The organism is Kitasatospora sp. NPDC001664 (assembly GCF_053596675.1).
The window spans coordinates 38959-53622 of sequence record NZ_JBSFGS010000010.1 but is presented as its reverse complement, the minus strand read 5'-3'; the positions used below and the strand labels follow the sequence as shown (position 1 = coordinate 53622).

Sequence of the window (14664 nt, the reverse complement as noted above, 5' to 3'; positions counted from 1 at the left end):
CCGCCGTCGGTGTCGTCCGGGGCCGGTGCGATGCTGGCCCGATGTCGAACGAACTGGTGCGGATGCGGGAGTCGGCCGCCGCCTGGCAGGAGCTGCGGCACGAGCGGGCCGTCGGCGCGGACGGGTACGAGTACGACCGCAACGCGGCGCGGCGGGCGCAGGTGCTCTGGGCCCTGCAGTACGACCGGCGGCCGGGAGACCTGGAGTTGGTCCGCTGGCTCGCCGGGCAGGAGGCGGAGTGCCGACGGGAGGCACCGTTCCAGGGACTGACCGAGGAGACCACGCTGGCCGGACTGCTGCTCGCCGAGTACCGGGTGGTCGAGGACGTCTGGCAGCAGTGGGAGATCAAGCGGGCCAACTTCGACACCTGGTGCGGCTACGACGTCCAGGCGGTCTGCGCGGCGGGCGTGGAGGCCACTCTCGCCCACGTCCGCGCGGGCGAACACCCGGAGCGGGAGGCCCTGCTGGAGCGGCTGCTCGGCGAGGACGGGAAGCCGTGTGTCTCCGAGCAGGAGGTGACCGACTGGTTCCCGTTCATACGCAGGCGCTTCCCGGTCGACCCGGCGGAGGAGGACCCGATCACCCTGGTCGAGCGCGCCCGGATGAGCGGCGAGACCGAGCGCGCCCGGGAGTTGCTGGACGCCTGGGCCACCGGGCAGGAGCGGGACGCGGACACCCTCCGCGAACTCCGCTACCACCTGGCCGAGTTGGGTGACTTCGCAGAGGCGGCTCGGGTACGGCGCGAGTCCCTGTCGTTCGCCGAGGGCGCCCGCGACCGGGCCTTCGGCTGGCAGGACCTGGCCGGGCTGGAGCGCCGGGCCGGGCAGCACCCGGCGGCCTGGGAGGCGCTGACCGAGTGCCGCCGGGCCCTGACGGACGTCCCCGAGTGGTGGGAGTACGGCCTCGGCCGGACGTACGTCGAGGAGCTCTTCCTCCTCGCGGGCAGCGCCGACGCCACCCTCGCCCCCGCCGTCTTCGCCGAGGCCGACCGGCAGGCCGCCGAGATACCGCCCCTCGCACTGGTCACCCTCCGGGCCGCCGTCGCGGCCGCCGCCCACGTCGGTGACGCGGCCCGCGAAGAGCACTACCGGACCCTCGCCGCACAGGAGCAGCAGCGCATCGACGACGGCTTTCCCGACGAGGACTGAGCCCCCTCGGTCAGGCGCCGGGCCGAGGTGCGTCTCGGCCCGGGCCGCGCCCGCCCCCGCTCAGGCGCCGGGCCGAGCCCGCGTCAGAAGGGCGTCGGCCATCTCGGTGATCAGCTCCCGGCCCTCGACCACCGCCAACCAGTCGGTGGGGAGGGCCGCCGCGCCGTACAGGGCACCGACCAGGTTGCCGCAGACCGCCCCGGTGGAGTCGCTGTCGCCGGAGTGGTTGACGGCGAGCAGCAGGGCCGAGCGGGCGTCGGTGGTGGTCAGGGCGCAGTACACCGCGATGGCCAGGCACTCCTCGGCGATCCAGCCCAGTCCGACCCGTTCGACGGCCTCCGCCGACGGCGGGCCCTCGGCGGCGATGCGCACCGCCCGGTCCAGGGCCTCGACGGTCTCCGCCGCGTTCGGGTGGCGCTCCAGCGTCTCGACGGCCGCGGCGAGCGCCTCGGGCAGCGGCAGACCGGCCGCCACCCGGTCGACCAGGGCGGCGAAGGCGCCGGCCGCCAGTTGGCCGGTGGGGTGGCCGTGGGTCAGTTGGGCGCACTGGGCGGCCAGTTCGAAGGACGCGTCGGGGCCGAGGCCGAGCAGGCCGAAGGGGGCGGAGCGCATCACGGTGCCGCAGCCCTTGGAGTGCCCGTTCACCGGCCCGACCTGCCCGGTCGCGACCGGCGGGACGAACTCCGGGTGCTCCTCCAGTCCGCTCAGGCAGGCGTTGCCGGGGGCCCGGCGGGCGTAGAGGAAGGCGTGCGCCAGCAGGGGCGATGCGGGCTGCGGGCCCGGGCCCTCCCGACGCTGGGTCAGCAGCCAGTGCCGGTAGGAGCGGTGCAGGTCGGCCGGGGTGCCGCCGGCCAGCAGGCCCTCGACGGTGAACAGGGTCATCTGGGTGTCGTCGGTGATGTCCCCGGCCCGGTCGCCCGGGCGGTCGGCGGCCCGCAGGCCGGTCACGCCCAGGGGGCCGTAGTCGTCGCGGATGCGGTCCAGGCGGCGGAACTCCACCGGCCAGCCCAGCGCGTCGCCGAGGGCGCCGCCGAGCAGGGAGCCGTGCACGCGGTCGGAGGGGGAAATGGTCATCCGCAGACGGTACGCGGTGGGCGCTCCGGAGCGGGAGTGATTTCCGTGACCTGCCGTCAGGGGGCGGACCGGACGTCCACGCCGAGGGCGGTGAGCCCGGCGACCACCGGGTGCAGGGGGGCGGCGTCGGTGAGCACGGCGGTGACCTTCTCCCAGGGGAGGACCCGGTACGGGGAGGCGGTGCCGAGCTTCTCCGAGGAGGCCAGGACGTAGGTGTCGGCGGCCCGCCCGGCGAGGGCGCGCTTCATCGCGGCCTCGTCGGCGTCGGCGGTGGTCAGCCCGGCCTCGGGGTGGACGCCGGTGACGCCGAGCAGGCAGAGCTCGGCGGAGACGTTCTGGGCGGCCTCCACCGCGGCGGCGCCGCAGGTGACGGCGGAGTGCTTGAAGACCCGGCCTCCGAGCAGGTAGATCTCCGCACCCTGATGGTCGATCAGGGCGGTGGCGACGGTCGGACTGTGGGTGATGACGGTGCAGCCGAGGTCCTTGGGGAGGGCCCGGGCCACCGCGAGGGCGGTGGTGCCGCCGTCCAGGATGACCGAGCCGCCCGGCCGGACCAGCGCGGCGGCCGCGGCCGCCACCCTCCGCTTGCCGTCGGGGGCGACGGCCTGCCGCGCCCCGTAGTCGGCCACGGCCGGGGAGACCGGCAGCGCGCCGCCGTAGACCCGCTGGCACAGCCCCTCGGCCGCGAGGTCGCGCAGGTCGCGGCGGACGCTGTCCTCCGAGATGCCCAGGTCGACGGCGACCTCCTTGGCCACCACCTTGCCGGTGCGGGCGAGCAGTTCCAGCAGGTGGTCGCGCCGTTCGGCAGCCAGCATCCTCGTTCCTTCCTGTTCTTGCACGATTCTGCATGTATCGTAACCGCCATGACCGAACAGCCGACACCCGGCCCTCCGCTGCCCGGCACCGACACACCCGACCACCGCGGCCGCACCGGTCTCCACCTGGCCGGCCGTGACCTCGACCGCAACGCCGGCGTCCGGGTCCGCGAGGTCGAGCTCACCTCCTGCGGCTGGCACGTCCTGCGCCGCACCACCTTCGACTACCGGCGCCGGGACGGGCGTTGGGAGAGCCAGCAGCGCGAGACCTACGACCGGGGCAACGGCGCGGTGGTCCTGCCGTACGACGCGGAGCGCGGCCTCGTGCTGCTCACCCGGCAGTTCCGCTACCCCGCCTACGTCAACGGCCACCCGGACGGGATGCTGATCGAGGCGGCGGCGGGCCTGCTGGACGCGGACGACCCGGAGACCGCGGTCCGCCGGGAGAGCGCCGAGGAGCTCGGCGTCGAACTCGGGCCGCTCACCCACCTGTTCGACTCCTACATGAGTCCGGGCTCGGTCACCGAACGCCTGCACTTCTTCGCCGCCCCCTACACCGCGGCCGACCGCACCGGCACCGGCGGCGGCCTGGAGGAGGACGGCGAGGACATCGAGGTCCTCGAAGTCCCCTTCACCGAAGCCCTCGCGATGACCCTCGACGGCCGGATCTCCGACGGCAAGACCGTGATGCTGCTCCAGTGGGCAGCCCTGCACGGCCCGTTCCGGCCGACCTGACGCCGGGGTCATCAAACCGACGGCCTGACACCGAGGGGCCTGACGTCACCTCAGGCCGGCGGGAGCAGCGGCAGCGGCGCGTCCGGCGGGGTGCGCAGGACGGCGGTGGCGAGGTCGGTGAGGCGCTGGCCGCGGGAGCGGGCGGAGCTGCGGAGGAGTTCGAAGGCCGCGTCCGGGGTGGTCGAGAGGCGGTGGGCCAGGAAGCCCTTGGCCTGTTCGATGACCACCCGGTTGGCCAGGGCGGTCCTCAACTGCTCGGCGGTACGCGCCTGGTGGCGGGCGGTCTGCTCGCGCAGCACGCCGATCGCGGTCACCTCGGCGAAGGCCCGCAGCACCCGCAGCGGGTCCGGGGCCAGCGCCGCCTCGGAGTCGGCGTAGAGGCCGAGCCCGCCGAGCACCCGCTCGCGGTGCCGCAGCGGCAGGCCGACTGCTGCCCGGGCCCCGGAGCGTCCGGCGGCGGCGGCGAACAGCGGCCAGTCCACCGGGTCCCGGCCGGCCAGGAAGCGGGCCTCGCGGCCGCTGCGCAGGCAGGCCACCGCCGCCCCCTGGCCGCTCTCGGCCTCCACTCCGCCGAGCAGCCGGGCCCGTCCGTCCGTCGCGGCGGCGCAGTGCAGGCTTCCGCCGGTGCCGGTCAGCACCACCGCCACCGAGGCGACGGAGGCGACCGAGGCCATCGAGAGGAGGCCGGCGGCGCACTCGGCGAGCCGGCCGAGGTGTCCGACCACGTCGAAGTCCTCACCGAAGGTGTCGGCCAGCTCGACCAGCGCGCGCAGCACCCGCTCGTCACATCCCGCCAAGGCGCACCTCCCGCCGCCCGGTCACCGACCACGCGGTCGCCGGACACCCCGCAACCGGCCGGCCGCCCGCCCGCCACCGTCGCTCCCGCCGCCGACATCGGGTCCTGTCCTGCTGGTCGGGCCGGTCCATCCGTCCACCTCCGGGTCCGTGGCGCACTGCGGCCTGACGGCCGGTCACCATCCCTACCAGCAGGCTGCTCACCATCCCATCGGATGATCAGGGTGGGCCGGGTGCGTTCGCGGGGCCCGTCACCACGGCGGGCAGCGCCGGGGCTCGCACGCACGCCTCCCGCGCCGCCGGTGCGCCGGTCGGATCTCGGACACCGGCGGCCGGGCGGGTGCTCCGGTCCGGAGCCGTGCGCTCCGCCGAACCGGCGATGTGCGCCCGCCCGCCGGCCGGTCCCGACGGGCGGCCGCCCGGCCGGGAGAACGCTCCCCCACGACACCGTTGCCGTCGGCAAATGCCACGAACCCACCGCCGCCGGACCCACCAGCAGCGGATCCGACGATCAGTCGCACACGATGCTCCCGAGCACTCCCGTCCGTCCCGTGCTCCTGGCATGCGCCCGCCGAATCCGGCCAACCCCGTCAGGACCACTGGCGAGTTGCGCACCGGCCCCCCCAGACTCTCGGTGGGCGGTTCACCCCCGGCCCGGACCGGATTCCCGAGGCACTCCCTCGGCCCGCGTCCCGGCCCCGCTGGACCTTCGCCCCGCGCTCTCTCGCCGGCACCCGGACCCCGTGCCGTTCTTCCCGGCCCAGCGCCCCTCCCCCGCGCCCGGTCCGGTGCCGTCCTCCGTCAGCCACGCGCCCTGGAGCGATCCGATGGACATGCGCTACGAGGCGTACTCCTACGCCGATCCGGTCTTCTACGACTCACCGGTCCAGTGGGCCGCCCGCGAGGAGTTCCCCGCGACCGCCGAGCCCGCACCGCCCGGTTGGGTGAGCAACCTGCGCGAGGTGTGGGTGGGCCACCGGCCCGCGGACCTGCCGATCCCCGAGCAGGGGTGGAAGGTGCACGTCTCCGCCCGCCCGGAGAACGCCCAGCGCATCCTGGACGTGGTGCGCCCGTACTGCCACGCGAACGGGCTGGCCTTCAAGTTCCTCCGGAGCCCGGTCCTGGTGCAGACCCAGAACGCCAAGTACGCCGCCCGCGGCTCCAGCGGCAAGTTCATGACGCTCTACCCGGTGGACGACGGCCAGTTGGGCCGATGTCTGACCGAGCTGGACGAGGCGCTGGACGGTGCCCCCGGCCCGTACGTGCTCAGTGACCTCCGCTGGCGCAGGGGGCCGCTCTACCTGCGCTACGGCGCGTTCACCGAGCAGTTCTGCCGCAACGAGGAGGGCGAGCTGGTGCTCGCGCTGCGCGAACCCTCCGGCCGGCTGCGGCCGGACGTGCGAAGGGCCGCCTTCGACCTGCCCGACTGGGCACCGGTGCCGGAGGTCCTGCGCGAGACCGTCGCCGGGGCCGGCCGCGCCAGCCACGACGACGAGTTCCCGTTCACGGTGGAGCGGGCGCTGCACTTCTCCAACGGCGGCGGCATCTACCTGGCGCGGCCGGCGGCGGGCGGCGGCCCGGTGGTGCTCAAGGAGGGCCGCCCGTACGCGGGGCTGGACCAGCGCGGCGAGGACGCCGTCACCCGGCTCACCCGCGAGCAACGGGTGCTGGAGACGCTGGCCGGGCTCGACTCGGTGCCCGCCGTGCTCGGCGACCTGACGGCCTGGGAGCACCGCTTCCTGGTGCAGGAGTACGTCGAGGGCGAGGGCCTGCACAAGTGGTTCGGGCAGCGTTACCCGCTGGTGCACCCCGGCGCCGACGCGGCCACCGTCACGGCCTACCGGGACGAGGTGCTCGCGGTGCTCGGCGAGGTGGAGCGCGGGATGCGCGCCATCCACGGCCGGGGCATCGTCTTCGGCGACCTGCACCCGCGCAACCTGATCGTCCGCGACGACGGCTCGGTGGTCTTCGTCGACTTCGAACTCGCCTCCCCCGCCGAGGCGTTCGTCCGCCCCGCGCTCGGCGCGGCCGGGTTCGCCCCGCCGGCCGGCCTGACCGGCTTCGCCATCGACGAGCACGCGCTGGCCGCGCTGCGGCTCTGGGCCTTCCTGCCGCTGCTGCCGCTCAGCGTGCTGCACCCGGCCAAGGGCACCGCCCTGGTCCGGGAGGCCGAGGCGCGGTTCGACCTGCCTGCCGGCTACCTCTCCTTCCCTGCCTGCTCCGATCCGGCCCAGGAGCTCGAACTCGCCGCTGTGGAGGCGCTGTTCGACGGTGAGACGGCGAGCTGGCCCCGGCTGCGCGAGGAGCTGGTGGCCGCGATCACCGCGAGCGCCACCCCCGAACGGGAGGACCGGCTCTTCCCGGGCGACCCGGCCCAGTTCACCCACGACGGGCTCGGCCTGTCCTACGGTGCGGCCGGGGTCCTGTGGGCGCTGCACGCCGTCGGGGCCGAACCCGCCCCGGAGCACCTGGCCTGGCTGCTCGACGCGGTGCGGCGGGAACCCTGCCGGCCCGGCCTGTTCGTCGGCGCGCACGGCACCGCCTGGGCGCTGGAGCGGCTCGGCCACCGGGACGCCGCGCTCGACCTGCTCCACCGCCTGGAGAAGGACGACCCCGAGGGCCGCGGCGCCGACCTCTCCTCCGGCGCGGCCGGCATCGGCCTGGCCCAGCTGCACTTCGCCCGGCTGACCGGCGACCGCGAGCTGTTCACGGCCGCCGCCCGGAGCGCCGACCAGGCCGTCCTGGCCCTGCGGCTGGGCGGGCCCGCCCCGAAGGGCGCCCGCGCCGGGCTGCTGCACGGGGCGAGCGGCACCGCGCTGCTGCTCCTGGCGCTGCACGAGGAGACCGGCCGGCCGCAGCTGCTCGACCTGGCCCGCGCCGCGCTCGACCGGGACCTGGAGCGGTGCGTCCTCGCCGAGGACGGCACGCTCCAGGTCGACGACGGCAGCCGGGTGTTGCCCTACCTGGAGGCCGGCAGCGCGGGCATCGCCGCGGTGGCCCGGGCGCTGCTGGGGCTGCGCCCGGACGAGCAACTGGCCGAACGGGTCGGCCTGATCCGGGCGGCGGCGGAACCGGAGTTCATCGTCCAGCCGAACCTCTTCAACGGCCGCGCCGGGCTGATCGCCCTGCTCGCGCAGGAACGTTCCACCGACGGCCGGACGGACGACCGCACCGAGGAGCTGATCGCCCGTCACGTCCGCCGCCTGGCCTGGCACGTGCTGCCGCACCGCGGACACCCGGCCTTCCCCGGTGAGCAGCTGCTGCGCCTGTCGATGGACCTGGCGACCGGGACCGCGGGCGTGCTCACCGCCCTGGCCTCGGTGTACGACGGAACCGCACCGATGCCCTTCTGGCCCTGAGGCACCCGAGGGCCCCTGCTGCCCTCGCGCTCCTCGCGCCCTTCGCTCCGACGGGCCTCCGGGCCCGCGGCCCCGTCGCGGCCGGGTCATGCCGCCCCACCAGTTTCCGGCGACCGCCGGGAAGCCCACGCTCCACCCAGTACCGAAGGAGACAGCCATGGCGATCCTCGACCTGCAGGCCCTGGAGACCCCCGAGGAGACCACCGAGTACCGCTCGGTCATCAGCTCCCTGTCCGTGGTGAACTGCACCAACAGCACCGTCAGCACGGTGCTCTGCGTCTGATCCACCCCCGCCGGCCGTGCGGTCCGCCGCACGGCCGGCTCCGGCGTTCCCGCTCTCCGTCGCTGCCACCCAGGAGCGCCCGTGCCGCTGCCGCGCACCTCCCGTCCCTCGCCCCTCCGTCCGGTCCTCCGACTGGGCCGCCGCTGGACCGCGCTGCTGGCCCTCGCCGTGGCCGCCAGCACCACCTGCACCCTGCTGCTGCCGCGCACCCTGGCCCGCGCGGTCGACCGCACCCTGGCCGGTGACGACCACCGGGCGGGGATGTCCGCCGGGGCCCAACTGGTCCTCCTGGTCGCGGTGTTCGCGCTCGCCGAGTCGGCCGCCCAGTTCGCCGCGCCGCGCGGGGCAGCCGCCGTCACGGCCGCGCTGCGGGGGGCGACGGTGCGCCACCTGGCCGCCGCCGGGCCCGGCCCGGTCGGCTCCCGTACCGGCGAGCGCCCGGCGGCCGGAGACCTCGCGGCCCGGCTGACCGGCAGCGCCCCGCTGGCCGGGCTGGCCGGCGCCGCCGTGGTGTACACCGCCGCCCAGCTGGTGACCGGACTCGGCGCCGTGGCGGGGCTGTTCCTGCTCGCCCCGTGGCCCGCCCTCGCCTTCCTGGTGGCCGCCCCGCTGGGGTGGTGGCTGGTGCGCCGTCAGGTCGGCCGCACCGCCCGCCACGGCGAGGCGTACCAGGTGGCGCAGGGCGAGATCGCCAACCGCCTGGTCGAGGCCCTCCGGGGCGCGCGGAGCATCCGCGCCGCCGGCTCCGAGGAGACCGAACTCGCCCGTGTGCTCGGCCCGTTGCCGGAGATGTCGCGACACGGTCACGGCCTCTGGTCCAGCCAGCGCGAGACCGCCTGGAAGGTCGGGCTGCTCGCGCCCGCCACCCACGTGGCCGTCCTGGCCGCCGCCGGGGCCGAGCTGGCGGCCGGGCGGCTGAGCCCCGGCGGACTGGCCGCCGCGCTGGCCTACGCGACCGTCGGGCTGGGCGGGTTCGGCGCCGCCCAGAGCCTGTTGGACCTGGCCCGGGCCCGATCGGGCGCGGTCCGGATCGCCGAACTCACCGCCGCACCGGCGCCGTTGGCCGGAGTCCGGCCACTGCCGGCCGGGGCGGGCCGCCTGGAGCTCCACGAGGTGGCGCTGGCGCCGCTGCTGGTGGGCCTCAATCTCACGGTGCCGGGTAGGAGTTGGGTCGCCGTGGTGGGATCGGACGACAGCGCGACCTCCGCACTGGCCGCCCTCGCCGCCGGGCTCACGGCCCCCGACACCGGCCGGGTACGGCTGGACGGAGCCGACCTCGGCGCCGTCCGGCCGGACCGGCTGCGCGACGCCGTCGCGGTCGCCTTCGCCGACCCCGTCCTCTACGGCGGAACCGTCGGGGAGGCCCTGGCCCTCGGCCGACCTGCGCCCGGCGAAGGCGAGTTGGAGCGGGCCGCGCGGGCCGCCGGGGCCGACGCCTTCCTGCGCCGCCTCCCCCTCGGCTACCGCACCCCGATGGCCGACGCCCCGCTCTCCGGCGGCGAGCGCCAACGGACCGGCCTGGCCCGGGCGCTCTGCCGCCCCGCCCGCCTCCTCGTCCTGGACGACGCCACCGCGAGCCTGGACCGGGCCACCGAGGACGCCGTCCTGGACGCCCTCGCGGTGCACGCCGCCGGGCGGACCAGGCTCACCACCACCCGCAGCGCCGCGATCGCCGAACGGGCTGACCTGGTGGCGTGGTTGGAGGGTGGACGGATACGGGCGGTCGCCCCGCACCGGGTGCTGTGGGCACGGCGCGAGTACCGCGCGCTGTTCACCGTCGAGACCCCCGACGGACCTACGCCACCGACAGCTGCGCCCCTTCCGCCCGCCGAGCAGCCCGCCGCCGCACCGTCGGCCGAATCCGCCGTCCAGCCGTCAGTCGCGCCGGGGAGCCGCCGATGACCGCCTCACCCCGCCCCGCGCTCACCCTGCTCCGCTCCGCCCTCACCGGCAGCACCCGGGAGCTGGTGGCCCTGGCCGGCTGGACCGTGCTCTCCGCCGCCCCCGCCGCGCTCTCCGGCAAAGCCCTCTCCCTCGCCGTCGACCAGGGCTTCCTCGCCCACCGCCCCGGCCGGGCGGCCGCCTGGCTGGGCCTCTTCGCCGCCGCCGCACTGCTCTCCGCCTGGTCCACCCGCCGCGCCTACGGCCCGCTCGCCCGGACCGTCGAACCGGCCAGGGACCGGCTGTTGACCACCGCCTCGGCCGGACTGCTGCGCCGTGCCACCGGCGCACGCGGCCACAGCGACGGCGCGGCGGCCCTGGCGGTGGCCCAGGTGACCCGCCAGGTGGAGGCGGTCCGGGACGGCCTGGCCGGTCAACTCCTGCTGGTCTCGCACCTCCTGCTGACCGTCGCGGCCGTCCTGGTGGGCACGGCCGCCCTCGCCCCGGCCGCCGTGCCGCCGGTCGCCGCGCCCCTGCTGCTGGCGCTGCTGACCTTCGCCGCCCTCACCCCCCGGATGGCCCGACGGCAGCGCGAACTCTTCGTCACGGAGGAGGAGTTGGCCTCCTCAACGCTCGACGCCACGACGGCCCTGCGCGACCTGGTCGCCTGCGGCGCCGAGCAGCGGGCCCTCGACCGGATCCTGGCCGACATCGCCGCCAACGAGGCCGCCGGACGCGGGCTGGCCCGCCTCGCCGCCGTCCGCCACCTGCTGGTCGCCCTCGGCGTGCACGGCCCGCTCGCCGTCCTGGTCCTGGCCGCACCCGTGCTGCTGCGCCACGGCCTGACTCCCGGCGGCCTGCTGGGAGCGCTGGCCTACCTGCTCGGCACCCTGGAGCCCGCCGTGCGCCTGCTGATGCAGGGCCTCGGCCCGTCCTGGCTGCGGATGACCGTCGCCGCCGGCCGCCTCGCCGCCACCACGTCCGCCGTCGTACCCCCGGCCCCGCACGCCCACGCCGTACCGGTCCCCGGCGCGCCCGCCCTCGAACTGCGCGGCGCCGCCTTCTCCTACGGGGCCCACGCCGAACCGGTCTTCACCGACCTCGACCTGACGATCGAGGACGGCGGGTCCCTCGCCGTGGTCGGCCCCTCCGGCATCGGCAAGTCCACCCTGGCCGCCGTCGCGGCCGGCATCCTCCCGCCCGACCGGGGCGAGGTCCTGCTCTCCGGTCTGCCCGCCGAAGCGCTGCTCCCGGAGGAGCAGGCCGCCCTTCGCACCCTGCTGCCCCAGGACCCCTACGTCTTCACCGGAACCCTGCGCGCCAACCTCAGCTGGCCCGGCCCGCCCCGCTCCACCCCCGAACTCACCGAGGCCCTGAGCACCCTCGGCGCGGCGCACCTGGCCGACCGGCACGGCGGCCTCGACACCGTGCTCCCGGCCGCCGCCTTCTCTCCCGGCGAGCGCCAACTCCTCGCCCTGACCCGTGCCTTCCTCAGTCCGGCACGCCTGCTCGTCCTCGACGAGGCCACCAGCCACCTCGACGCCGCGGCCGCCCTCCACGTCGAGAACGCGCTGCGCCGACGCCCGGGTGCGATCGTCACCATCACCCACCACCCGTCCCAGGCCGCCCGCGCCGACCGGGTCCTCCACCTCGACCGGACCGCCTGGCGGATCACCGGCTGAGCGGCCGGCACCGGCGGCCGGAGCCGGGAAGGAGCTGCGACATGTCACCCGGACCTGACAGGCTGTCAGCTCCGATGCCGCCCAGGCTCCGAGACGAAGGACGTGCCCACTCATGACCGTCGAGATCCACCCCCGCCCGGTCCTGCGCGGGGCGCTCGCGCTGGCCACCGCAGCCCTGCTCTCGGCCGGCCTGGCCGGCTGTTCCTCCTCCGACGACGACTCCTTCAAGAGCTGGGTGGACAAGGGCGGCAAGGAGCACACCGTCACCCTGGGCACCGACATCCGCAAGCTGATACAGCTCAGCGGCCAGGGCGGTGGCAGCACCGTCATCGCGGGCTGCAAGGAGGTGCTCGACCACGTCGCAGCGGCGAAGGCGTACCGCGAGATTCCCGACGAGACCGCCCAGAAGTACTGGTCCAAGGCGCTGGACGAGACCGAGCGCACCGCCACCAACTGCGTGCAGAACAAGGCGACCGGCCTGACCGGCGGCCCGAAGCTCTCGGAGGCCGCCGAGGCGCAGAGCGCGTACAGCGCGCTGACCATCAGCATCGACCGGCTCTCCAAGACCAAGTCCTGACGGCTGCGGCTCCGTCCGGGCGACTGAACGGAGCACCGCAATGCTGCCGCAACACGGGAACATTCCCCGGCAGGTCTCGGTTCGGCATCCACGTGACGGGCAGCACGGCGCCCGTCGGACCGCTGACGCACCGTGAGACCGACCGATTGGAGTGCTCCATGAGCACCTCGTCCACCTCTCGTCCCGCCGACGCCTCGGGCACCTTCGCCCTGGGCGGCGACCTTCCCGTCAACCGGCTCGGCTTCGGCGCGATGCGCCTCACCGGGCCCGGGGTCTGGGGCGATCCGGAGGACCCGGCGGAGGCGGTGCGGGTGCTGCGCCGCGCGGTCGAGCTGGGTGTGACCTTCATCGACACCGCCGACTCCTACGGCCCGTTCATCAGCGAGAACCTGATCCGCCAGGCGCTGCGCCCGTACGCCGACGACCTGGTGATCGCCACCAAGGGCGGCCTGACCCGGACCGGCCCGAACGGCTGGCACCCGGTGGGCCGGCCCGAGTACCTGCGCCAGCAGGTCGAGTTGAGCCTGCGCCACCTCGGGCTGGAGCGGATCGACCTGTACCAGCTGCACCGGATCGACCCGCAGGTGCCGCTCGCCGACCAGCTCGGCGAGCTGGCGCAGCTCCAGCAGGAGGGCAAGATCCGCCACCTCGGCCTCTCCGAGGTCACCGTGGAGGAGCTGGAGGAGGCCCGCAAGCACGCCACCATCGTCTCCGTGCAGAACCGCTACAACCTGGTCGACCGCAGCTCCGAGCGGGTGCTCGACCACGTCACGGCCGAGGGCATCGCCTTCATCCCGTGGTTCCCGATCGCCACCGGCGAACTCGCGCGCCCGGGAAGCAAGTTGGACTCGATCGCGGCCCGCCTCGACGCCACCCCGGCCCAGCTCGCGCTGGCCTGGCTGCTGCGCCGCTCGCCGGTCGTGCTGCCGATCCCCGGCACCTCCCGGGTGGCCCACCTGGAGGAGAACCTCGGCGGCGCCCTGGTCACCCTGGACGACGCGGACTTCGCCGAGCTCAGCGCGCTGGCCTGACCCACCTCCCCGACCGACAGACACGGAGCACACCCCATGAAGATCGGCATCATCGGCGCGGGCCACATCGGCGGCAACCTCACCCGCCGCCTCAGCGCCCTCGGCCACGAGGTCTCGGTGGCCAACTCCCGTGGCCCGGAGACGCTTTCCGACCTGGCGGCCGAGACCGGCGCCACCCCCGTCCTCGCCACCGAGGCCGCGGCCGGTGCGGAGCTGGTCGTGGTGACCATCCCGCTGAAGAACATCCCCGACCTGCCGGACGACCTGTTCGCCGGCGCGGCCGAGGGCTTCGTGGTCATCGACACCAACAACTACTACCCGCGCAACCGCGACGGCCGGATCGCGGGCATCGAGGACGAGGGCGTCACCGAGAGCCGCTGGGTGGAGCGCCAGCTCGGCCACCCGGTGGTCAAGGCCTTCAACGGCACCTACGCCCAGGACATCCTCGACCGTCCCCTTCCCGCCGGCGACCCGGACCGGCTCGCCCTCCCGGTGGCCGGCGACGACGCGGCCGCCAAGCAGCTGGTCCGCGAGCTGATCGACACCCTCGGCTTCGACAGCGTCGACTCCGGCACCATCGACGAGTCCTGGCGCCAGCAGCCCGACACCCCCGTCTACGGCCTGCGGGCCGGCGTCGAGGCCGTCACCAAGGCGCTCGCCGAGGCCTCCCCGGAGCGTCCGGAGAACTTCCGCGGCTGACCCGCCGTCACTCCCTCCCGGGCCGGGGCGCACCCACGCGTCCCGGCCCGGAGCCGTACCCGGGCGCCCGTGCGGGCCACCGGTCAGGGGGACGGCGGGGCCCCCGCGTCCCCGTCCCTGAGGTGGCCGTCCACGGTCGCGTTCAGGTCGGCCATGAACGCCTCGAACTGCTCCAGCAGCCGGGGCGGGTAGTGCGCCATCGTGGCGTCCAGGCGGCGGCCGAGCGGGCCGAAGAACTCGTCGGCGCGCTCGTGGATGTGCGCGCCGCTGCGCAGGGTGACGATGCGTCGGTCGGTGCGCTCGCGGGCCCGGGTGATGTGCCCCGCCGCTTCGAGGCGGTTGAGCAGCGCGGTGGTGGCGCCCGTGGACAGGGCGATCCGCTCGCTCAGGCGGGCCGGCGACAGCGGGGTGCCGCGCTCCTCGGCGGCGGCGATCTCCAGCAGCGCGGTCGCGTCCGTGGAGTGCAGGCCGAGCCAGGCGGCGAAGCGCCGTCCGAGCTCGGCGTAGTGGCCCCCGTAGACCCGCAGCGATTCGGTCAACCGCTCCCGCTGCTGCGCGACACCGTCGTCCACGGCTTCCTCCATG

The 14664-nt window shown here is 75.5% G+C and carries 13 protein-coding genes; 9 read left to right on the top strand and 4 right to left on the bottom strand.

The window, feature by feature from the left end; translation table 11 throughout:
* Positions 1-41: 41 nt before the first annotated feature.
* A complete protein-coding gene (locus ACWCYY_RS15900) occupies positions 42-1148 on the top strand; it encodes a hypothetical protein (RefSeq protein ID WP_449796330.1) in 1107 nt (368 codons plus the stop codon).
* A gap of 60 nt (positions 1149-1208) precedes the next feature.
* On the opposite strand, the gene ACWCYY_RS15895 is transcribed toward ACWCYY_RS15900, so the two are convergent.
* Positions 1209-2222, bottom strand: coding sequence for an ADP-ribosylglycohydrolase family protein (locus ACWCYY_RS15895; RefSeq protein WP_449796329.1), 1014 nt, complete (start codon positions 2220-2222; stop codon positions 1209-1211).
* A gap of 56 nt (positions 2223-2278) precedes the next feature.
* A complete protein-coding gene (locus tag ACWCYY_RS15890; RefSeq protein WP_345284537.1) occupies positions 2279-3037 on the bottom strand; it encodes a DeoR/GlpR family DNA-binding transcription regulator in 759 nt (252 codons plus the stop codon).
* A gap of 48 nt (positions 3038-3085) precedes the next feature.
* On the opposite strand from ACWCYY_RS15890, the gene ACWCYY_RS15885 reads away from it, so the two are divergent.
* Positions 3086-3772: an NUDIX domain-containing protein gene (locus ACWCYY_RS15885; RefSeq protein WP_449796328.1), complete on the top strand. Its 687-nt coding sequence runs from the start codon at positions 3086-3088 to the stop codon at positions 3770-3772.
* 50 nt (positions 3773-3822) lie between these two features.
* Here ACWCYY_RS15885 and ACWCYY_RS15880 read toward each other — a convergent pair whose 3' ends face one another.
* On the bottom strand, positions 3823-4569 hold the full coding sequence (locus ACWCYY_RS15880) for an ANTAR domain-containing protein (RefSeq protein WP_449796327.1): 747 nt from the start codon (positions 4567-4569) through the stop codon (positions 3823-3825).
* Positions 4570-5310: 741 nt separating this feature from the next.
* On the opposite strand from ACWCYY_RS15880, the gene lanKC reads away from it, so the two are divergent.
* From lanKC to ACWCYY_RS15845, 7 genes are all read left to right on the top strand, one after another.
* On the top strand, positions 5311-7926 hold the full coding sequence (gene lanKC, locus ACWCYY_RS15875) for a class III lanthionine synthetase LanKC (protein ID WP_449796326.1): 2616 nt from the start codon (positions 5311-5313) through the stop codon (positions 7924-7926).
* A 157-nt stretch (positions 7927-8083) separates the two neighbouring features.
* Positions 8084-8209, top strand: coding sequence for a SapB/AmfS family lanthipeptide (locus tag ACWCYY_RS15870; RefSeq protein ID WP_345284545.1), 126 nt, complete (start codon positions 8084-8086; stop codon positions 8207-8209).
* Positions 8210-8290: 81 nt separating this feature from the next.
* Positions 8291-10111 (top strand): ATP-binding cassette domain-containing protein, encoded by a 1821-nt coding sequence (locus ACWCYY_RS15865; protein ID WP_449796325.1) that lies wholly within the window; start codon positions 8291-8293, stop codon positions 10109-10111.
* The gene (locus ACWCYY_RS15860; protein WP_449796324.1) at positions 10108-11772 is read left to right on the top strand and encodes an ATP-binding cassette domain-containing protein; all 1665 of its coding nucleotides are present in this window, start codon (positions 10108-10110) and stop codon (positions 11770-11772) included. The genes ACWCYY_RS15865 and ACWCYY_RS15860 overlap by 4 nt, the downstream gene beginning before the upstream one ends.
* 112 nt (positions 11773-11884) lie before the next feature.
* The gene (locus ACWCYY_RS15855) at positions 11885-12349 is read left to right on the top strand and encodes a hypothetical protein (protein WP_449796323.1); all 465 of its coding nucleotides are present in this window, start codon (positions 11885-11887) and stop codon (positions 12347-12349) included.
* A gap of 158 nt (positions 12350-12507) precedes the next feature.
* Positions 12508-13380, top strand: coding sequence for an aldo/keto reductase (locus ACWCYY_RS15850; protein ID WP_345284550.1), 873 nt, complete (start codon positions 12508-12510; stop codon positions 13378-13380).
* Between the two features lie 36 nt (positions 13381-13416).
* Positions 13417-14079: an NADPH-dependent F420 reductase gene (locus tag ACWCYY_RS15845; RefSeq protein ID WP_380149924.1), complete on the top strand. Its 663-nt coding sequence runs from the start codon at positions 13417-13419 to the stop codon at positions 14077-14079.
* A gap of 83 nt (positions 14080-14162) precedes the next feature.
* On the opposite strand, the gene ACWCYY_RS15840 is transcribed toward ACWCYY_RS15845, so the two are convergent.
* On the bottom strand, positions 14163-14663 hold the full coding sequence (locus tag ACWCYY_RS15840; protein WP_449796322.1) for a MarR family winged helix-turn-helix transcriptional regulator: 501 nt from the start codon (positions 14661-14663) through the stop codon (positions 14163-14165).
* Between the last annotated feature and the right edge of the window lies 1 nt (position 14664).

Coding starts and splice junctions, on each gene's coding strand:
- ACWCYY_RS15900 (WP_449796330.1), top strand. CDS start 42: ATGTCGAACGAACTGGTGCGGATGCGGGAGTCGGCCGCCGCCTGGCAG.
- ACWCYY_RS15895 (WP_449796329.1), bottom strand. CDS start 2,222: ATGACCATTTCCCCCTCCGACCGCGTGCACGGCTCCCTGCTCGGCGGC.
- ACWCYY_RS15890 (WP_345284537.1), bottom strand. CDS start 3,037: ATGCTGGCTGCCGAACGGCGCGACCACCTGCTGGAACTGCTCGCCCGC.
- ACWCYY_RS15885 (WP_449796328.1), top strand. CDS start 3,086: ATGACCGAACAGCCGACACCCGGCCCTCCGCTGCCCGGCACCGACACA.
- ACWCYY_RS15870 (WP_345284545.1), top strand. CDS start 8,084: ATGGCGATCCTCGACCTGCAGGCCCTGGAGACCCCCGAGGAGACCACC.
- ACWCYY_RS15860 (WP_449796324.1), top strand. CDS start 10,108: ATGACCGCCTCACCCCGCCCCGCGCTCACCCTGCTCCGCTCCGCCCTC.
- ACWCYY_RS15855 (WP_449796323.1), top strand. CDS start 11,885: ATGACCGTCGAGATCCACCCCCGCCCGGTCCTGCGCGGGGCGCTCGCG.
- ACWCYY_RS15850 (WP_345284550.1), top strand. CDS start 12,508: ATGAGCACCTCGTCCACCTCTCGTCCCGCCGACGCCTCGGGCACCTTC.
- ACWCYY_RS15845 (WP_380149924.1), top strand. CDS start 13,417: ATGAAGATCGGCATCATCGGCGCGGGCCACATCGGCGGCAACCTCACC.
- ACWCYY_RS15840 (WP_449796322.1), bottom strand. CDS start 14,663: ATGGAGGAAGCCGTGGACGACGGTGTCGCGCAGCAGCGGGAGCGGTTG.